The following is a 20,295-nucleotide window of genomic DNA, read 5'->3' as shown; positions in this document are numbered from 1 at the left end:
TCCTCTATCCCATGATTACTTACCTGACGATTGAATCAGCTTGTTGATGCCCTCTTCCGCTTCCCGCATGAACGTATTGACGTCCTTCCCCTTCTTAAGATCCTCGTACTTGGTGCTCAAGTAGTTTTGGGCGTTATCAGTAAACTCCGTGGCGACCACATAAGGGGCGGGCTTGCTTTTGAAAATGCCGGCGACATTTTTCCCTTTCAGATGAGCAAGGTCGGCAGCGAACTGCTTTTTCATTTCCGGGTTTTTCAGCGATGATTTGCCGCCCACCCTCGCATAGGCCAGCTGTACCTCGTCTGAGGTGACCAGATCGATGACCTTCATCGCCTCTTCCTTGTTTTTACCGGTAGTTCCTAGCGAAACCACCGGATTTGGATTAATCATGCCGTACACATTCGGCTTTTCCTTGAAGCTTGGGTACTGCACGATGTCCCAATTGAGATCCTTGACCGCTTGCGATTCGTTGGCAAAAGCAAACACGTCAGGCGAGGCGAATATCGCCACATTTTTATCCTTCAGGAACCGCTCCCGTGTCTTTGCCGCTGTTACGATCGGCAGGTCGTTGCCGGGGATGTCGCTGATTCGCTTCGCAAGATCAAAGATATTAGCCCAGCCTGGAGAGTTGACGGCCGCTTTCATCGTCGTCGGATCGACCGTAACGAGCTGCAGAGGGCTGGCTAAGGAGTGCAAGGTTTGGAAGTCCAGCCCCTTGTACTGCACCCCGCCTTCGTTCTTCGTTAATTTCTTCGCAAGCTCATAAACCTCATCCCACGTCATGCCGTCCTTCGGATACGGAACGCCGAATCGGTCGAATATATCTTTGTTATAAAAGGTAGCCCACAGCGAAGCCCCGAAAGGCAGCCCCAGCAAGCCGTTATCGGACTCCTTGCGGATCGCATCCATAAACTCCGGCTCAAATCGATCCAGATTGACGTTGTTCTTTTTGATATATGGGGTCATATCCTCAAGCAGCTTAACCGACTTGAACTGGCCCATGACAGGACCGCTCTGAATAAACAAAATATCGATATCGGCACCGCTCGCGGCCAGCCCTTCGGCTTTGGTGTTTTTATCCCGGTTGGTCACCTGAAAGCTGATGTGCGGATATTTCTTCTTCGTCGGCTCCACCACCAGCTTCTGGAACAGATTATCATCCAGTCCCCCCCAGTTGAACACCTTCAAGGTAACCGGTGCGGCCGGTGTCGTCGGTGCCGGTGCAGCAGTGGCCGCCGGCTCAGTTGATTTGGCGGCAGGGCTTGGAGCGCTTCCAGCAGGCGCATTGGCCGCTGGGGTCCCTCCACCTCCACATCCTGCAACGGATACTGAAACGGCAAGCAAACTCACGAATAACCCAAGCTTTCGATTACAAACCATACTTTTGCTCCCCCTTTTTAGTCCTGCCTAAAATGTAACCGCTATCATTCTTGATTATATTTTAACATCGGCTCTCTAAGGAAGTCTTACTCGCTGTTGCTGTATAATGGGCGCCGATTTAACTGTGAGTAAACAAAAAATAAAAAACCATCCCCCAGGGCAAGGGGACAGCTGTAATCAAATTCCTTTTATTGGCGTTGATTGGCCGCCTTTCGGAATTGCTCCGGCGTGCTTCCGACATGCTCCTTAAAGATGCGGCTGAAATGGGCCAAATGCTTAAACCCGACTTGAAAGCACGTATCCGTGACGGACCGGTTCTCCAGCAGGAACAACACCTTCGCTTGATTGATGCGGCGCTGATATACATATTTGAACAGCGTGAGCCCGGTGACTTCCTTAAAGATTTTAGATAAGTACGTTTTGCTCAGATGAAGGCTCTTCTCCATTTGCTCCAGGGTCATCTCCTCGCGGTAATGCTGCTCCACGTAGGCGATAATGTTCTGCACATGCCGCTCTTTGTCCGACCCGAATTCGCTCTTTTGCTCCAGGGGCTGCTCGCATAACCGGTATACCAGATGCAGTAAGTCGAGAAACGCCAGCAGGAAGCGGCTGTCCATGATCGGATCATTTTGCCGGTAAAAGGTGTGCAGTCGCAGCAGCATTTGCTCGAACTCGTATCGATCCCCCGGACCCAAATGCAGTCTCAGGTTGCCCAGCTCGACAAACGGCTTCAGCACATCTACGGCCTGGAGAGACGTAATGAGCTCGCGGGTATAGTAAGGGTCAAAATGAAGCGTCGTGCGAAAGTGGTTATAATGTGGATCAATATTGGCGCAATGAAGACTCATGCCGTTCATGACGATCAGGTCGCCCGGCTGCAGCGCATAAATCTTGTCCCCGATCAAATAGTTGCCTTTGCCTTCGTGGAAGTAATACAGCTCGTACAGCTCATGTGAATGAAACGGCGCCGGCTTACTCGGCGACTTCCTGCGATACCGGAACCTGACACTCTCCACTGGATGAACCCCTCCGTCTTAAAACAGATTCCCCTTCAGTTCAAGCCACCCTATCTTATTCCCTACTGTATCATGACAAGCTCAAATAGAATAGAGAAAGCCACGATTTCCACTGGGAAACCGCGGCCGCTCGCTTACTTCTCCGCCAAGATGGCGATTTGCCTGTGAATCGGCGTGAAATCCGTCATATAAACCGTAAATTTCTCTTTACTCTGCGGCTCCGATCCCCTCATGGCGGTGGTGTAGGCGTGCTCGCCGAATCCGCCCTGCAGGCGTAGGCTCTCCCCGTCCCGCCGGTAGACGGCTCCGCCGCTTTTTAAGATAACGCCTCGCCCTGCATCGCCGGGAATGATGCTGTCGCCGGTTTCCAGCGCACCGCCGGACTCAAACATCAGCTCCAGCTTGCAAGGCACCTGCTCCACGCCCTGAGAGTCGACCTCCACGATAATGCCTTGAGGCTCTACGATGATCTGCATGGTGATGTCGTAGGTCTGCATCTGTACCTTTTCCCGCTGGTCATGCGCCATATCCTTCCACACGTTCGTGGACGACCCGCCAGCCAGCGGTCTAACATATCCCCATTCGCGCCGGTAATTCATGCTGTAGCCCCGTTCGGTCTTGCGCAGGCCGCTCCCCTTGAATTGCCCCTTGCTGAAGAAGGAGCCCGCAAATTTCAAATACACTTTATTGCTCCCATATTGAAGCTTAGCAAACGTGCTGTTGTTTTCCAGCAGCGTTAACGTGACATCCCCTTCTCTTCTCCGCACCACACCGGACTGCTGAAACCAATGCTCATATTCCAGCTCCGGCGGCTTTGTATCTGATTCGAACTCAGCCAACCGTTCGTCCAGCATGCATTTCGTCAGCTCGCGGGGGATCGGAACCGCTGTCACCAGCTCCACCAGGGAGTCCGCCTTGCTCAACAACCGATCGGTGAGTCGAAGCAAAAAGTCGGCGGTGTGGGCGTAAATCGGATTGTTCGTCTTATAAGCCATCAAGAGGTAGTTCTCCATATAGGCGACTGGATACGCTTCCTTGCCGTTATCCTGTCTCGAGGAGTTTAAGGTGAACAGGGTATGATCCGGTTCGATGTATTGCAGCACCATGTTCAGATTCCTCTGCACATGCTGCAGCAGCTCCGGCATCGCCAATTCATCCGCCATAATGAGCAAGGAGCGGTTGTTCACGACGTTGTAAATGCCGACGGACCTTTCGGTATACTCGCCTTCTTCATCGCAGTCAATGCCCTCATTTAAGTACAGCTGAATTTCTTCCCTCAGCCTCTCCTCGCCCAAAATGTTATACAGCAGTGACAAAGCCGACGCCATTACCCACCTGTGGTTCGGAGTATGAAACCCGCCGGTTACCATCCCCTCAGCCGCCTGGCTCAGAAACTGCAAAAGCATGCTGCGGACTTCCTGCTCCTCCGCCGATTGCTGCGAAACCTTCTCCAGCAGTCTATACGTATAGCCCAGCACCTGAACGGCAAAAGCGGCCGTCGTCGCATCGTGAAAGTTCGTCTCTTTGAGATCGATCGTCCCGTCCTCATGCTGCTCGCGCAGCAGGCTTACCAGGTAAAGCCGGGCACTCGTCAGTAGCTCCGGATTCAGGTAATAGCGTGAATCCGCATTGTAGTACAGGCTGATGACAACGTCCAAGCAGTAGGCCGAAACACACGGCTCACTGAATGCCTTAGGCGGGGCCACGCTGCCGCCATAATCGCGCGAGTGTTCGTCCAGACACTGATACTTCAATATAAAAGGCACAAAGCGCTCCGTAATCTCCACGATTCTCGAATAATGATGTTTCAACATCGGATGGATTCCGCTCCTCTCGTCAAGAAAAAAGAGATGATGCCCTGTACAAGCACCATCTCCGCTCGCTTTATTTATTGTAGGTTTTGTTATACAGCGCTGTGCGATCCTTAATAATTTGGTCGATGCCCCGATCCTTGAGCTCTTTTTGGAACTGGCTGTACGTGCTTTCGAAATCTGCTGCCGTCACCATTTTGATCCAATACTCCTGCTCGATCTTGACGATTTGCGGGTTGTTCTTCACCTCGGAGTCGATCGGCTCGTTATATAAGACGTCCGGTACGGCATCCTTCGCCGCAATTTGGTTCGACTGCACCGCGAAATCGCCATACGGCTGCGCCGTCAATTTGAGCAGCGCATCCGCTTGAGGCTTCGGCATTGGAGGCACGCCGCTATAGATCAGCCTCAAGTCACCCAAAATCCAGTTCATCGTTTTGTTGTTCTCATCCGCATTGATCGGCGCCGGTACGCCGTTATCCATCTTAAAGTTCTTGCCCTCGAACCCGAAGCCCAAGGTTTGCGTCACATCTGGCTTCGCCATCCAGTTCATATACTTGATGACTGCATCCACATGCTTGGATGTTTTCGGTGTGAACATGTAGAAGCCGAGCGGCGGATAGTTCGTTTTGTAATATTTTCCGTCCGCATTTTTGAACGGCTCGATTGGCGTCAGCTTCGCGGTCGATACGCTCTTCTGGAGAGCGGAATACGGGCTTGGCACGCCGCTGTACGGCACCCACGCGCCTTCGGTAAAGAAGCCCGTGACGCCTTTATTAACATTGGCCAGCTGCGCCTTATTGTCGGTCGTGGCGAATTCCCGGTTCACCAGACCGTTTTTATACATCGTATTCATAAACTGCATGAACTCTTTGAAGCCTTCCCGGGCCGGCTCAGGGGTCGTAAACCGCGTCTTCAACGAATTATCCTTGAAGAAGGAAGCCTCCAGGTCATACAGCAAAAATTCGGTGCCGAATTTGTTCGGATCCTGCGGAACGCGTTCCCACGGGATCACATTGTTAGCCCCCAAGCCTCCGGGGTCCTTCTCTTTAAACGCTTTCAGCACTTCTACCAATTCATCTCTTGTCGTTGGTGCTTTGAGTCCCAATTTATCCAGCCAATCCTGACGAATGAACGAACCATAGTGATTCGTATTGCTTCGGATTGCCGGGATCGCATACTGCTTTCCGTTAATAACCCCGTCCGCCAGCACTTCGGTGCCCAGCACTTTTTTCAGATCACCGCCATATTTGTTGAGCGCATCCGTCAGATCGGCCAGCCCGTCGCTCAGTGCATACTTGGTAAACAGCAGCCGGTCATACGTGTAGATGATGTCCGGTGCATTGCCGGCGGCCAGCATGACATTGAGCTTATCCACTTCCTGGCTTCTCGGAACGGGAACGAAGGTCACCCGCACCCCTTGCTTGAGCATTTCCTGCTGAATCCATTTGGTCCACTGGTTATCCAGCAGCGTGCCTTGCCCTTCGGGGACATTGTTTCGGTCGAACAGCTCGACGGTCAGATCGACGACTTCCTGCTTCGCGTTGGAACCCGGAGCTGGGCTCGCTCCTCCGCTTCCGCTGCTTCCACTGCCTCCGCTGTTACAGCCTGCCAAAACAACCAGCGTGAAGGCCAATAGCCCTGCGATGCGCTTCTTGCTCATGGTACCGACTCCCTTCAATATTTTTATCGCTAATATGGGTTCGCCTTGCTCTTGCTTACGCTTTGAGCGAGCCGATTAAGGCCCCTTTCACAAAATACTTCTGCAGCCAAGGATAGACGATCAAGATGGGAACGGTGGCGTAAATAATGGATGCGTACTTTAGCGATTCTTTAGGGACAACTTGCTGAGAGCTGCCCTCCGTCATTTGGGGCACCTGCCCCTGCAATACCAGCTCCCTCAACTTTAATTGCAGCGTAAACTTGCTGCTGTCACTGTTATAGAGCAGGGCATGGTAAAATTCGTTCCAGCGGTCCACAGCGTAAAACAGCGTCAGCGTCGCAATGATCGGGAGCGATAGCGGCAGGATAATGCGGAACAGAATGCCGATATCCATCGCGCCGTCCAGCTTCGCGGATTCCTCAAGCTCGGAGGGAATGCCCTGGAAGAAGGTTTTCATAATAATCAGATTAAAGGTATTGACCGCCACGGGGAAAATCAGCGCCCACATCGTGTTAAGCAAGCCCAGCGACTTCACCACCAAGTACGTCGGCACAATGCCTCCGCCGAAAAACATCGTAAACAAAATGAAGATCCATATGCCCCGGCCGCCGATCAAATCCCGCTTCGACAGCGGATACGCCCCGAATACGGTAAGCAGCAGGTTGATCAAGGTGCCTGCAACGGTCAGATAGACCGTAAACAGAAAGGCTTGGTTCATCCCGGAATTATGAATGACGGCGTTGTAGGCGGCCCATGTCATGCCGATCGGAACCACGACGACCTTGCCGGCCATTATTGCCGCTTCATCGCTGAGCGACCGGGCAAGCACATGAACGAAAGGAAAGAGCGCCGAGGCGGCCAGGAGCGTCAGAATCAATCCGTTGAATGCCTGGAAAATGTACCTTCCGGTTGTTGTTTTGCCCATGTTCTCCCCCCTCCAAGGTTAATAGATGCCATCGCCGGAAATCTTTTTGGACAGCAGGTTGGCCCCGATCAGCAAAATGAAGTTGACAAGCGCCTGAAACAATCCCACCGCCGTGGAATGAGCCACATCCGCACTGAGCAGCCCCAGACGGTAGACATATGTGCTGAGCACGTCGCTGACCTGAATAACGGCCCCGTTGCCGAGCAGGAAGGGCTGGTCGAAGCCGACCGACATCATATGCCCAATGTTCAAAATCAGCAGCACGATAATCGTAGGCCGGATGCCCGGCAGCGTCACGTACCAGGTTTGCTTCCATTTTCCCGCACCGTCGATGACGGCAGCCTCGTACAGCGTCGGATCGATGCTCGTCAGCGCAGCCAAGTAAATAATCGCTCCCCAGCCGATGCCCTTCCAGATCCCGGAGAGGACGTACACGATAATCCACCAGGTCGCATCCCCCATGAAGTAGATCGATTTGCCTCCCAGCGCGGTAATCAAGGCATTTACAATCCCGTCGCGAGGCGAAAGCATGGGAATGATTAAGCTGGCCACCACCACCCACGAGATAAAATGGGGCAAGTAGATGATCGTCTGAATCGTGCGTTTGAACTTCATGCTCGTAAGCTCGTTTAGCAGTAAAGCCAGAATGATCGGTCCCGGAAAACCGAAAATGAGCGTTAAAAAGTTGAGCAGCAGCGTATTTCGTAACACCACATAAAAATCGCTGTTCGAAAAAATATCGTGAAAGTTGGCCAAGCCGATCCACTTGCTCCCGAAGACGCCTTTAAACATGTTGTAATCCTGAAATGAAATAATGACCCCGTACATCGGAGCGTAATGAAAGATCAGATAAAATGCGACCACCGGCAGCAGCAGCAAATACAGATACCGATCGCGCCACATTTTTTTGGCCTTCAGGTACCGGTTGGCACGGATGACAGGACCATGCTCGATGCCGGTTGCAGCAGCGCCTACACGAATTCGATTTCCTTCCAAACGCAGCCTCCTCCTTCCGTCTGTGTACTCTATCGCAGCCATTGCAGCCATCACTGATGTCATTGTTACACGATACCTTCGGGGCCCTCAATAATGAATCCTGCAAAATCAATGAGGTGGCGGGAAAGATACTTTCGTCATTTCGCCGTTTCGGCCCGAAAATAGGAAATGACTAAAGCAAGCGCTTCCAGGATTATGGTATAATGGATGCACCTGACTTGTAGGTTGTCGACTAAGGGGGTACTCAAGCTTGTCTTCCCGAAAAATCCGAAGCATATTGATGATTTTTCTGATTTCTGTTGTCAGCACCTCCCTCTTGAGCTTGCTGCTCTACAATATTTCTACGGAGATCATCAAGCATCAAATTGAAAAGCAAACCGAATCCTCCCTCATCAATCTCAGCAACCAAGTGTCCCATTTCCAGGAGCGGATCAGCCAGGCGGTCATTGATTTGCAAAACACCGAAGACTACCAGCAGTTCATCCAATCGCTCCCCTTTGAGAATTACGAAAGCTCCGCCCATTTCATCTTCAAATTCGTCAATCAACTGAATGCGATCAGCGCATCCTTGGATTACGTGGACAATATCACCTTTTACAACGTCGAGAACGGCCAGGAATATGCTACCAATGGCGTGATGAATAAGGAATTCAACGAATTTCAAGAAGAGATTGCAAAATTTCAAAGCCTTAGGGCTCCCCAAGCGCTGCTCGACAGCAGCCACAACGGCTCTCGTTCGGTCGTCTACATCCAGTCCCTCCCTTTGCTTCAATTGAAGCCTTTAGGGTATTTGATCTTTCATTTTAATAAGCATTTTCTGAACCGGCTGCTCCAAAATGAGCGTGGCGACAGTACGTACATGATCGTCAACGAAGATCACCAGGTGCTGGACAGCTACAGTCTGGACGGCAAGCAAGATCCTGCGGTGCAGCCCCCAAGCATGCTGTGGAGTCCCTCTGCCCTCGCCGAGGATCAGCGTGTACAGTCGATTAGCGACCAAGGGTACTTCTTCATCTTACATAAGCCCGTCAATCAAAAATGGAGCTACATCTATTCCATCAAAGAATCGCAGGCGCTCGCCCCCATTATCAAGCTTCGAAACGTCGTGCTTCAGTCCACTGCGGCCCTGCTGCTGCTTTCCTTGCTGCTGTATGCGTTGTCCATCCATTTCTCCTGGCGAGGATGGAATCGTCTTACGGAACTGATTGCGGATTCCCAGGGTGCCCGGTCGAGCGATGATTTTGAGCTGCTGTTCCAAAAAATTCAGGGTCTGACCCAGAACCATAATCAGCTGAAAGACCGAATGGACGTGATTCTTCCCGAGGCCAAGGACGCCTTTGTTAAGAGCCTCCTGGACAAAGGCTGCAGCAAGCGAGATTACGCCAAGCTGAAGCAGTATAACATTGCGCTGGGCCAATCGCCCTACCGGTGCTTTGGTTTGGAAGCCGATGAGTACAAAACCTTGAAGGAGCGTTATAGCCCGGCAGATATCAGCCAGTTTGAATATGGGGTGGCCTGCGTCATTCGGGAAGTGATGAACGAGGCAAATATTACGGGGCTGGTCACGGTCGACCATCCGGCGCGGCTCGTAGGAATCTATGAAACGGCCTCGAAGGCCGAGGAGCTCGCGCTCGATCTGGCACTGACCAAGATTAAAAGCTTCATTAACGAATATTTCCCGTTTACCGTCAGTATCGGAGTCAGCCAAACGAGAAGCGAACTAGCGCAGCTGAACGTGTCTTACCATGAATCCTTAGAAAGCCTGAAGCAAAAATGGATCGTAGGCATCAATCAAGTGATTTACTATAGTGATGTGGTCCGGAAGGATGCCTTATTCTCCCCCGACCTTTATGCGATTGAGAACCAGATCGTGCAGCACATCCGGGATAAAAACCGCGAGCTCGCCCACGGCGCCTTGAGTCGACTGGTGGACATCAAAAAAGCGGAAAACATCGATTCCCGCAGCCTGCAAAACTATTTGGTCAATATGATCCTGTTCCTATTCCGCGAATTTGCGGAGGATCACCGCTTTATCAGCCAAATTTCCGTCAGAGACATCGTGAATTTATCGACGCTGGAGGCATGGACCGAATGGATCGGCACCCAATGCATCGATCGCCTGATCGATGACCTAATCCAGCGCGAGAGGCAGCAGCATGAGGACGCCGCCGCCCAATTGGTGCGATACATAGACACCCGGCTGGAGGAGGACCTGCGGCTCCACGAGGTGTGCAAGCAGCTAGGGCTTCCCGTCAATCTGGCGACCAGCGCGCTAAAAGACATCTATGGGATGACGTTCACGGAATACCTGTTCCAGTCCCGCATGGAATTAAGCAAGAAGTGGCTCCGGGAAACCTCCATGAGCCTGGATGAAATCTCCACCCGCTTGTTCTACAGCAATGCGCAGAACTTCTCCCGCGCCTTCAAAAAAATCGTCGGCCTGCCCCCCGGCGTTTACCGTAAGCAGCCTCAGGGCATTGAGTATGTATCGACATAAGAAAAACCGTCCGGAAATCTCTCCGGACGGTTCTTTGCTGTGCGGGCCCTGCTTCGCGCTCTCTTCTACTTATTCTCAAGTGGCATCACGAGTGCCAGGAGTCAGCGACGGCGCGCAAGGCGGATATCGCGCTACGCGGAAGCTAGCACAGGCTCTTGGGGGACGCGGCGCCCTGCAACGCGGAAAACCCGCGCTAGCACAGGCCCTTGAGGGCACGCGGCCCCGAAACGCGGAAAACCCGCGCTAGCGTAAGGCCTAGGGGCCCGTGGCGGCGCGCTTTTCTGCTTACCTTGCCTTCTGCATCGGCTTCTGTTCTTTGTACTGCAGCTCGTACAGCCGGTAATAGTAGCCGCGCTGAGCCAGCAGCTGATAATGGTTGCCGATCTCCCGCACCCGGCCTTTGTGCATAACGATGATCTGGTCGGCGTGCTGGATCGTGGACAACCGGTGCGCGACGATCAGCGTCGTCCGTCCCGCAGAGATGTTGTGCAGCGCATCCTGCACGACCAGCTCCGTCTCCGTATCGATATTGGACGTCGCTTCATCCAAAATCAATATCTGCGGCCGGAACGCGATCGCCCGAGCGAAGGAAAGCAGCTGTCGCTGACCGAGCGATAAGTTGATGCCGCGCTCTCCGAGCAGCGTTTGGTAGCCTTGCGGCAGGGAGCGGATATACTCGTCGATATGCACCATTTTAGCGGCTTCGATGACTTGTTCGTCCGTAATGTGCTCATTCTTCAAGCGAATGTTCGAAGCGATGTCCCCGGTAAACAGGAACACATCCTGCTGCACGATGCTGATATAATGACGCAGGTCGTCCATCGCTACCTCGCGAATATCGACGCCATCCAGCTTGATGCTGCCCTTCTGAATATCATAGAACCGATTGATCAGCTGAATAATGGAGCTTTTGCCTGCCCCGGTGGCGCCTACGAAAGCGACAGTCTGACCCGGCTTGATGGTGAAGCTGACGTCCCTCAGCACCCACTCTTCGTCCTTGTAAGCGAACCAGACGTTCTCGAACACAATCTCTCCGCGCACATGCGCCGGAAGCTTCTTCGGCCGCTCCGCATCCACGATGCTCGGTTCCTCGTCCAGCATGTCAAAAATCCGTTCCGCACCAACCATTGCAGTTTGAATCTGGTTATATTTCTCCGCCAAGCTCATGAGCGGCTGGAAGAATTGACGCACGTAATGCGTAAAGGCGTACACGATACCGAAGGTAATACCGCCCTCGATGACGCTCGCTCCGCCGTACCACAGCAAGAGCGCGATCGCCAAGTTGCCCATAAAGCCGATCGCCGGCTGAAAAATCGAGTTGATCACCGTACCCCGCATCCCTGCGCGATAGTAGCCATTATTGTGATCGTCAAACTGCTCCTGCTGCCGCTCTTCACGGATGAACAGCTGCGTAATGCGGATGCCGGACAGATTTTCCGCCAAGAAGGCATTTAACCGCGACAAAATGATCCGCGATGCCCGCTGCGCCTCCCGGATTTCGGAACGATACCAGAAGGTCAGCGCGGCGAGAAACGGCAAAACGGCAAAGGACAGCAGCGCCAGCTTCAAGCTCATTTGCAGCATGACCACGATAATCCCGACGAGCACGATCATATCCTTGATCAGATTCACAACCACCTGCGAATACAGCTGGTTAAGCGACTCCGTATCCTGCGTGACCCGCACCACAAGCCGGCCGACCGGATTGCGGTCGAAGTAGGACATCGACATCAGGCTTAAGTGATCGAACAGCTTTTGGCGAATGTTAAAAATGATCGTCTGCCCGGTATACTGCAGCAGATTGCTCTGCAAGTAGCTGAGGATCGCCGCCGCGATAACCGTGAGCAGGAACACCACGCCCAGCTTGAAAAATCCAACGTAATCCTGCTTGCGAAACACCTCTAGCCCCGCCTGATCGAGCCGTTCCGCGTTGATCGTCTGACCGGTAGTTTGAAGCACAGCCTTGCCATCGTTCGCAGAGACGGTCGTTTTGTCCTGCTCCGCCGCCGGAATCCAGCCTGCAGCCAGCCAATCCTTGCCCTGCAAGCGGACAATCTGCGTTTTCTCCAGCCCCGCGGGAATCGGCTCCAGCTTCTTGGCTGCGGCTTCGTTGTCGAGCCGGACGTAGGCTTTTCCGTTCCACTCGGTGACATCACCGTAAGCCTTCAACTGCTCCGCCTGCGCCGAGGACGCCGCCAGCATCGGCTTATTGATGCCGTTAATGTGCCCGTCAATGGCTACCTTAATGAGATATGGTCTTGCCAAATCGGAAACAACGATAATAAAGGCCAAGGTGATGCAGAGGAGAACCATTTTCCAATAAGGCTTGGTATAAGAAAGCAGCCTGGATAAAAGCTGTGAATCCGTATATTTGCTTACCTCTCGCTCATTATGAATATCGTGCTTATCACTCATACGCCGCTTTTCCCCCTTGAAGCAGCCTGGACACCATCGGCCCAAGCTCTTGTCCATCCTGACGCTCCGCTTCCTGATCAAGCATCTGCTTATGATGCATGTCGGCATACATGCCGTTCTTCGCGAGCAGTTGCTGATGGGTGCCCCGCTCCACGATGCGTCCTTCGTCCATCACGATGATTTGATCGGCATTTTGTACGGACGATATTCGGTGACCGATAATGATCGTCGTCCGCTTGTTCATGACCGATTTGAGCCCCTCCAGGATGAGGTCCTCCGTGATCGTATCGACGGCCGATAAGCTGTCGTCAAAGATCAACACCGACGGCTTCTTGATAATTGCCCGGGCAATGCTGACCCGCTGGCGCTGACCGCCGGAGAGCGAGATGCCGCGTTCGCCAAGCGCCGTCTCGAACTGGTTCGGGAACTCGACGATGTTGTCGTATACTTGGGCAACCTTAGCCGCTTCCACCACCTGAGCGTCGCTGTAAGGATTCGGATCGAAGCCAATATTGTCGCGGATCGTGGACGAGAACAGGAACTGGTCCTGCGGTACGATCCCGATCTGGCCGCGCAGCGTTCGCAGCGGAATCTCGTGGATGTCATGCCCGTCGACAAAAACCGTGTTCTTCGGCGGGTTGTACAGCCTGACGAGCAAATGCACCAGCGTACTCTTGCCGCTGCCGACCCGGCCGACGATAGCGAGGCTGGAGCCCTTGGGCACCTTGAGCGAAATGTTGCGCAGCGTCGGGTGCTTTGCTTCCGGGTAGGAGAACGTAAGATTACGAATCTCGATCTCGCCGGTCAAGTCTTGAATGTCTGGCTTGGCCACTACATCATCGACAATATCCGGCGCCGTGTTAAAAATTTCAAGCAGCCGAAGCTCCGACGCTTTCCCGCGCTGCAGCAAATTGACGACCTTGCCCAAGTTCTCGATCGGTCCCATAAGAAGGGATAAATACGTGTTAAAAGCAACGAACTCGCCCAGCGTAATGACGTCCTTAAGTACCAGAATGCCCCCCAGCACCACCGACACCAAAAAGCTGAAGCCCACAATCCCGGAGCTTAACGCGCCGAACAAGGAGTTGGAGCGGACGAACCGGCGGTTCATATCGACAGCGTGCTGATTATCTTTTGTGAAGAGCATGCGCTCCGCTTTTTCTTGTATGAACGCTTTAACAACACGAATACCGGCCGTAAATTCCTGCACCCGGCTCGTGAGATCGGAGATCGCGGCTTGCATGTCGGCGGATTGCTGCATGATCCGTTTGTTGAAACGGTAAGCCAGAAGGCTTAACAGCGGCAGCGGCAGCATAGTGATCAGCGTCAGCCATGGATTGACAGTGGTGACCATCGCAATCACGGATACGACGATCAGGAAGCATGCCTCCATCACGTTAAAATATCCCTGCATCGTGACCTCGCGAATGACCCCGACATCGCTGATCGCGTGCGACATCAAGTCGCCGATCCGCTGGTTGTTGAAGTATTGCGCCGACAGCTTTTCCCAGTGAGTAAACAGCTCTCCCCGTACCCGCGTTTCCAGCTGGCGCGATAGCCGGAACAAGTAGATGCGCGAGACCGAGCGGAATAAGGCGATGCCAAGCCCCGCCACGATCATCCATACCGCTAGGCGCACCGCCTGGTCGTATGTAAGTGCACCGAGCTGCAATTGATCGGTAAACTGGCCGAGGAGTCTTGGGATGAACAGCTGAAGTACGGATGATATGGACAATAATGCAAAACCCATAACATAGGACCAGGCATGGGATTTGATATGGGACATGAAGATGTCTTTCCTGTGCATCCTTATTTCCTCCTGCGCGAATTATGATGACTATTGTAAGGTTACCGCGATTGCAAGGAAGAAACCATGGATTTCTTTACCGCATATAATGGACTATTTTACTTTTCGAAATTGCCAAATATGGATCTTTTCGCGCCCTCCGGGCACCCAATTTTGGAGCTGCATCGCCCTTTCCCAAAGGAAGGATACAGGTCCGTCCCCTCGCCGCGCGGCCAACATGTCTTCGTACCCCGCATCGCTTAACCCGCTCCAAATTTCCACAAACAGCCCGGGCTGCTCCGTCCCTTCATACCATTCCACCTCAGTATGGGCGGAACGCATCTCCTCCATCCAGGCTTGAAATGCTCCCTTGTGCTCAGTGCCAATCCGATATTCCACGAAAACAATACACACTTTTTTTCACGTCCTTTGCTTTATTTTGATGAAGAAAATGATACACTAAACCTAATGGGCTGCAATACACTATGGAAAAAAAGAGTTGCTGGAGGTTAGTCCATGGATACTGGAACACACCTAGTCATCGGACTTGGATTGGCGGGTCTCGCCTATATCGATCCGGTTGTAGCCGCAGGCGGTGCGGTGTCTACAGCTGTTCTCATCGGAACGGTAATCGGCTCGCAGGCTCCGGACCTCGATACTTTGCTACGGCTCAAAGGCAACGCCGTCTACATTAAGAATCATCGGGGCTTATCCCATTCGCTTCCGGCCTTGGCGATTTGGACCGCGCTCATCTCCGGCATGCTGTGGCTGTTTTTTGATCACCTGCCCATGCTGCACGTTACGATGTGGGTTTTTATCGCGGTCGCTTTTCACGTGTTTACCGATTTGTTCAATACGTACGGCACCCAGGCGCTGCGGCCGATCTCAGAAAGGTGGGTCTCGTGGAACATCATCCACATTTTCGATCCCATTATTTTCTCGGCCCATATGCTGGCGATCTTTATCTGGTCTTTCCATGTGATGCGTCCGCAGGTGCTGTTTCCTATTTTGTACGCTTTTATCGCCGTTTACTATCTATGGCGGTCGTGGTATCATCATGCTTTGGAGTCTCAATTGTACAAGCAGGATAAGGACTATGAGCCAGGCGATAAATTTATTTTGATTCCCACCGTTCACCAATATCAATGGCAGGTGCTGAAGAAGAAGGCCGACGGTTCCTTCATGCTCGGCGAATACCGGAATCATAAGCTCCGCTGGGTGGATCATGTCACCTGTGATGAGCATCCGGCCGTGGAAGCATCGAAGTCGCATCCGAATATCGCTTCCTTCCTTTACTTCTCACAATATGCCTGCGCCCATGTGAAAGATCACGCGTGGGGCTATGAGGTGCGCTGGGCCGATGTTCGATATCGTCACCGGAAGCAGTATCCGTTCGTCGCCGTGCTCTTGATGGATATGGATTACCAGCCCATCGACTCGTATGTCGGCTGGCTCAGCCATTCCCGTCTGGAAAAGCGGCTGCGCGTGGATTTGTACTAATATGCTGTGCTGGGTACAGAAGCGGATGACCGGGCTTGTCCCGGTTTTTTGCTTGCGCCCGGGCACTTGTCCCAATGCAAAAAAAGCCCAAGGATTGCTCCTTGAGCTTTGCGGCTAAACAATCGGCTGGGACCTCAGCGAGCTCCGCCCGATAGAGTCTGCTCGGCAATTTGCACCAAGCGCTTCGTGATGCCGCCACCGATCGAGCCCGTATCACGAGCTGTCGAATGACCCCAGTACCCATCTTGCGGTACTTGAACACCCAATTCTTGTGCAACTTCATACTTCATTTGATTCAAAGCTGCTGTAGCTTGTGGAACAACAAGTTGGTTGCTGCTGCGGGATTGTCCTGCCATATTCAGCGCTCCTTTTCATTTGAAAGAAATGTCTTGATGTTTTTGCAAGCTTGCAAGCTTAGTATGTGACGTGCGCCTAAAAGTATACGCATCTTTCGAAAAATCGTTCGAAGATTCAGATGTTCGGTGAAAGGCAGGTGGGAAGGATGAATAAAGGGTTAGCATTGCTTTACGCCATTGCAGGCAGTGTGCTGCTGGCATGCATTGGCTACTTTATGGCCGTAGGCCGTCCATGGCTGGCGGTGCTGTTCAGCGTACTCTCGCTGTTTTTTATCGGCTCCGGCTTTATCGTCAAAGCGAAGCAGCGAAGAAAGAGATCATAGCCGGCCCGTCGCAGGATGGACAAGCTCGCAAGCCTTGGCTGCGGGCTTGTTTGTGCTGCGCTGTAGCGCGGGTTTTCCGCTTTGCTTGTTTTTTGTCTATGTTAAAACAACGTGTCCCTTACATTTTCCCCCAGTATGTACTCATGATGGCGCTGTTTTCCCGTACCGAGTCGCTGAATCAGCTTTTTCTCCACCAGATTACGCAGCACCCTGCGGCTGGCTTCGGATCCCAACTGCAAGCAGCTGCACACATCACTCAAGCGAATCGATCGATGGAGGCGCAGCGCGTATCGGAGTAACTCCCGTTCGTAGACGCTTAGCGGGTTATTTTCTGTGTCCGGCGTCGCTGAAAATCGCCCCAGCAGTGCATACATGGTACGGCGGCACGCCTCCGGTTTCTTACTCAGCTCGTCCCATGTGAAAGGGATATATTTATACCCGTACATCGCCATCGTGCGCATCCGCATCCGCTCAAAATCAAACCGATCCCGTGTCACGTTTCCAGCATGCACAGCGAACCCCTCACTTTCCAGAGCAAGCCCGAGCGGCTCGTAAAATACGTCTACGTAGATTTTGATCCCCGTTAAACTCACGATCTCGTGCTACAAGATTATACCTTTAAAGGAATTTAGAGTTGGCCAAATGACTGTGCTGAGCAGTTTTTTCTCTCCTGTCAGCTCTTTCTGTAGCTGCTCCAGCCTCATTCCACTCGCCGTGCGACGCTGTTCTACCAAAAACCTCTCAAACTCTTGTTCAAACATCATAATTACCTCCTATAAAAACAGTTTATAAAAACAAAAAACGCCGCCTGCCCCTAAATTGGGAACAAACGGCGTGTGCTTCACGCAACTTTATTTTATTATAGCTCAAGACTGCCTCTCACGCCAACGCGGCTACACCCACCGCTTTGCGCTCCGCCTCGGGCCCACAGCGCTCGCGCTAACGCGGCTTTCCCGCTTGGCGCGCCGCCTCGGGCCACGTGCCTCGCGCTAACGCGGCTACGCCGCTTTGCAGCGCCGCTCCGGGCCCCCGGCACTTCCCGCCTCCTGCATCTTACAAAATAACGAAGCCCATCTTCTCCTTCACGATGCGCACCATCTTGTCGGCTTGCGCTTCCGCACGCTCCTGGCCTTGGCGGAGCACGTCGTACAGCTCGCCGGACTGGCGAATCTCATGATAGCGTGTCTGGATCGGCTCGAGCGTCGCAACGACGGCTTCGGCCAGATCCTTCTTGAACGGTCCGTAGCCTTGGCCTTCATACTGCGCTTCGATGTCCGCAATCGACTTATCCGCACACTGCGAATAGATGCTCATCAAATTGCTGACCTCCGGCTTATTTTGCGGGTCAAACTTCACTTCCCGACCGGAGTCGGTGACGGCACGGCTAATTTTTTTGCGGATTACATCCGGCGTGTCGAGCATGGCAATGTAGCTGCCGGCGTTCGGGCTGCTCTTGCTCATTTTCTTAGATGCGTCGTCCAGCGACATGATCCGCGCCCCAACCTCCGGAATGTACCCTTGCGGAATCTTGAACGTATCACCAAGGCGTTGGTTAAACCGGTGCGCCAAATCGCGCGTCAGCTCCAAATGCTGCTTTTGGTCATCGCCCACTGGCACCAAATCCGCGTTGTACAGCAAAATATCCGCTGCCATCAGCGATGGGTACGTGAACAGCCCTGCTCCGACGGAATCCTTGCCCGCCGACTTATCCTTGAACTGCGTCATCCGCTCCAGCTCGCCCATATAGGTGAGCGTCGTCATCAACCAGCCGAGCTCCGCATGCGCGCGGACCGTCGACTGCAGGAACACGGTTGCCGCCTGCGAATCCAGTCCTGCAGCCAAATACAGCGCAGTTACCGCCTCCGATTGCTCCTTCAGCGCGGCCGGCTCCTGCGGCACGGTCACCGCGTGCAAATCCACCACCATAAAATAGCAGTCGTGCGTATGCTGCAGCTTCACGTAATTTTTCAAGGCGCCGATATAATTGCCGAGCGTCAATTGCCCGCTGGGCTGCATTCCGGATAATACTCTTAGTTTAGTCATGGCTTAAACACCCTCCTATGGTTTACTGTTCTGATGATTTTTCTACCCGGCTTTCTCCGAAAAAACAAAAAAGGCCCCCCCGTCCGCAAAGGGACGTGAGACCGTGGTGCCACCCTAATTCGCTCAGCTGCCAAACAAACCGCGTGCAGTCTAAGCCTTTATCTCCTATAACGGGGAGTCAACCGGATCAGCCTACCGGCATGCAGTCCATTGCTGCCGCACACGTTCAGCCTTCAGCTCAAGGGCCCATTCGGCCGGACGCTTCTCACCGGTTCACACCAACCACCGGCTCTCTTCAGAGCAGCACTTCCGCCTACTTGTTCCTGTCATCGCTCGATATGAGGAATCATACTAACATTAAAAGACATCTTACCCGAGCCACACACCGATGTCAACTGGTGAAGCTGCCCAGAGCCCGCAAAATCTTGTCCTATATACGATTTTTAACGCATACGCTATAATCATTATTACGAAAATAAGGGAGATATGCCCATTGCAAAACATCATCTACCGTTGGAGCACCAACATTCTGGCCGTTCTTTGCATCGTCATGCTCTTTCTTATTTATACGCAAAAGCAGCCGCCGGATCTGTCCTTTATTAAGATTGACAGCCTCCAGAATTTTAAAACGCTGTTCATCAGCATAATTCTCGAGGCGTTCCCGTTTGTCCTGCTGGGGGTGCTCGTGTCGGCGCTGCTGCAAATTTTTGTCTCGGAGCAAACGATCCGTCGTCTCATTCCCCGCAATCCGGTGCTTGGCATTTTGTTTGCGTGCGTGATGGGGCTTATTTTCCCCTTATGTGAATGCGGCATGATCCCGGTCATCCGGCGCTTGCTGCACAAAGGCATGCCGGTGTATGTCGCCGTTGTCTTTATTTTGGTTGGGCCAATCATCAACCCGGTGGTATACGCATCGACCTTCATGGCGTTCCGCAGCCGTCCGGAAATCGCAAATTCGCGGATGGCGATTGCTTTTATAGTGGCACTCGTTATCGGACTTCTCATCTACCGTTTTGTCAAAACCGCCCCGCTTCGCGGCATCGCAGAGCATCACCACAGCGACGGGCATACACATACGCATCACCATCATCACGACCACCATGCGCATCATCATCACGAGCACGACCATACCCATGACCACCATCATCATGCTGCTCCGGGCAAGCCAAACCGGGTGTTTGCGCTGCTTGGGCACGCTTCGGACGAGTTTTTCGACATGGGTAAATATTTGATTTTCGGCGCGTTTCTTACCGCACTGATCCAAACCTTCATGGACCGCGAAAGTCTCGTCTCCATCGGCCAGGGTGCCTTCAGCTCCCACCTTTTTATGATGGGGCTCGCTTATATCCTGTCGCTTTGCTCTACGTCTGACGCCTTCGTGGCTTCATCATTTACGACGACCTTCTCCACCGGCTCCCTGCTGACCTTTCTCGTGTTCGGCCCCATGCTCGATATCAAAAGCACTCTTATGCTGCTATCCTCGTTCCGCGCTAAGTTCGTGCTGCAGCTGTCCCTGCTGGTCATTGTGGTCGTCCTTTCCGCTTCCCTGCTGTTTGAGCGGGTGTTTTTCACTTAACCGACAAG

General features: G+C 52.9%; 17 protein-coding genes and 1 other annotated feature. Of the genes, 4 read left to right on the top strand and 13 right to left on the bottom strand.

Going from position 1 to position 20,295, the window contains the following annotated elements; translation table 11 throughout:
* Positions 1–15: 15 nt before the first annotated feature.
* The 6 genes from FPZ49_RS13475 to FPZ49_RS13450 form a co-directional block, all read right to left on the bottom strand.
* A complete protein-coding gene (locus tag FPZ49_RS13475) occupies positions 16–1,380 on the bottom strand; it encodes an ABC transporter substrate-binding protein (RefSeq protein WP_144847450.1) in 1,365 nt (454 codons plus the stop codon).
* Positions 1,381–1,568: 188 nt separating this feature from the next.
* Complete coding sequence (locus FPZ49_RS13470) at positions 1,569–2,396, bottom strand: AraC family transcriptional regulator (RefSeq protein WP_144847448.1); 828 nt, start codon at positions 2,394–2,396, stop codon at positions 1,569–1,571.
* A gap of 134 nt (positions 2,397–2,530) precedes the next feature.
* Positions 2,531–4,210, bottom strand: a complete 1,680-nt coding sequence (locus tag FPZ49_RS13465; RefSeq protein ID WP_144847446.1) for a hypothetical protein — start codon at positions 4,208–4,210, stop codon at positions 2,531–2,533.
* Between the two features lie 70 nt (positions 4,211–4,280).
* Positions 4,281–5,870, bottom strand: a complete 1,590-nt coding sequence (locus FPZ49_RS13460; protein WP_144847445.1) for an extracellular solute-binding protein — start codon at positions 5,868–5,870, stop codon at positions 4,281–4,283.
* Between the two features lie 55 nt (positions 5,871–5,925).
* Positions 5,926–6,795, bottom strand: a complete 870-nt coding sequence (locus FPZ49_RS13455; protein ID WP_144847443.1) for a carbohydrate ABC transporter permease — start codon at positions 6,793–6,795, stop codon at positions 5,926–5,928.
* Positions 6,796–6,813: 18 nt separating this feature from the next.
* A complete protein-coding gene (locus tag FPZ49_RS13450) occupies positions 6,814–7,791 on the bottom strand; it encodes an ABC transporter permease (RefSeq protein WP_261381390.1) in 978 nt (325 codons plus the stop codon).
* 250 nt (positions 7,792–8,041) lie between these two features.
* On the opposite strand from FPZ49_RS13450, the gene FPZ49_RS13445 reads away from it, so the two are divergent.
* Positions 8,042–10,288, top strand: coding sequence for a helix-turn-helix domain-containing protein (locus tag FPZ49_RS13445; RefSeq protein ID WP_144847441.1), 2,247 nt, complete (start codon positions 8,042–8,044; stop codon positions 10,286–10,288).
* A gap of 285 nt (positions 10,289–10,573) precedes the next feature.
* Here the strand turns inward: FPZ49_RS13445 and FPZ49_RS13440 are convergent, their stop codons facing one another.
* The 3 genes from FPZ49_RS13440 to FPZ49_RS13430 form a co-directional block, all read right to left on the bottom strand.
* Positions 10,574–12,703: an ABC transporter ATP-binding protein gene (locus FPZ49_RS13440; protein WP_144847439.1), complete on the bottom strand. Its 2,130-nt coding sequence runs from the start codon at positions 12,701–12,703 to the stop codon at positions 10,574–10,576.
* Positions 12,696–14,510, bottom strand: a complete 1,815-nt coding sequence (locus FPZ49_RS13435) for an ABC transporter ATP-binding protein (RefSeq protein ID WP_144847437.1) — start codon at positions 14,508–14,510, stop codon at positions 12,696–12,698. The genes FPZ49_RS13440 and FPZ49_RS13435 overlap by 8 nt, the downstream gene beginning before the upstream one ends.
* A 93-nt stretch (positions 14,511–14,603) precedes the next feature.
* On the bottom strand, positions 14,604–14,840 hold the full coding sequence (locus tag FPZ49_RS13430) for a hypothetical protein (RefSeq protein WP_144847435.1): 237 nt from the start codon (positions 14,838–14,840) through the stop codon (positions 14,604–14,606).
* Between the two features lie 165 nt (positions 14,841–15,005).
* Here FPZ49_RS13430 and FPZ49_RS13425 point away from each other — a divergent pair, with 165 nt between their 5' ends.
* Positions 15,006–15,989: a metal-dependent hydrolase gene (locus FPZ49_RS13425; protein ID WP_144847433.1), complete on the top strand. Its 984-nt coding sequence runs from the start codon at positions 15,006–15,008 to the stop codon at positions 15,987–15,989.
* Positions 15,990–16,123: 134 nt separating this feature from the next.
* Here FPZ49_RS13425 and FPZ49_RS13420 read toward each other — a convergent pair whose 3' ends face one another.
* Positions 16,124–16,345, bottom strand: a complete 222-nt coding sequence (locus FPZ49_RS13420) for an alpha/beta-type small acid-soluble spore protein (protein WP_144847431.1) — start codon at positions 16,343–16,345, stop codon at positions 16,124–16,126.
* A gap of 146 nt (positions 16,346–16,491) precedes the next feature.
* Here FPZ49_RS13420 and FPZ49_RS35720 point away from each other — a divergent pair, with 146 nt between their 5' ends.
* Positions 16,492–16,668 carry a DUF5325 family protein gene (locus FPZ49_RS35720; protein ID WP_186445807.1) on the top strand — a complete coding sequence of 59 codons (177 nt, stop codon included), beginning with the start codon at positions 16,492–16,494 and terminating at the stop codon, positions 16,666–16,668.
* A 101-nt stretch (positions 16,669–16,769) separates the two neighbouring features.
* Here the strand turns inward: FPZ49_RS35720 and FPZ49_RS13415 are convergent, their stop codons facing one another.
* The 3 genes from FPZ49_RS13415 to trpS all read right to left on the bottom strand — a co-directional run bounded on the left by FPZ49_RS13415 (position 16,770) and on the right by trpS (position 18,711).
* Entirely contained in the window at positions 16,770–17,261 is a 492-nt protein-coding gene (locus FPZ49_RS13415; protein ID WP_144847429.1) for a hypothetical protein, read from the bottom strand.
* 9 nt (positions 17,262–17,270) lie between these two features.
* Entirely contained in the window at positions 17,271–17,432 is a 162-nt protein-coding gene (locus FPZ49_RS35715; protein ID WP_186445806.1) for a hypothetical protein, read from the bottom strand.
* Between the two features lie 289 nt (positions 17,433–17,721).
* A complete protein-coding gene (gene trpS, locus FPZ49_RS13410; RefSeq protein ID WP_144847427.1) occupies positions 17,722–18,711 on the bottom strand; it encodes a tryptophan--tRNA ligase in 990 nt (329 codons plus the stop codon).
* Positions 18,712–18,797: 86 nt separating this feature from the next.
* Positions 18,798–19,050: a binding site (T-box leader), on the bottom strand.
* Between the two features lie 211 nt (positions 19,051–19,261).
* Here trpS and FPZ49_RS13405 point away from each other — a divergent pair.
* Positions 19,262–20,287: a permease gene (locus FPZ49_RS13405; RefSeq protein WP_391563820.1), complete on the top strand. Its 1,026-nt coding sequence runs from the start codon at positions 19,262–19,264 to the stop codon at positions 20,285–20,287.
* The last annotated feature ends 8 nt before the right edge of the window (positions 20,288–20,295 follow it).

This window comes from Paenibacillus cremeus (assembly GCF_007786445.1).
GTDB classification, from domain to species: Bacteria; Bacillota; Bacilli; order Paenibacillales; family NBRC-103111; genus Paenibacillus_G; species Paenibacillus_G cremeus.
Note: the sequence above shows the minus strand (reverse complement) of the source record. Positions and strands in the feature narration are given on the sequence as shown.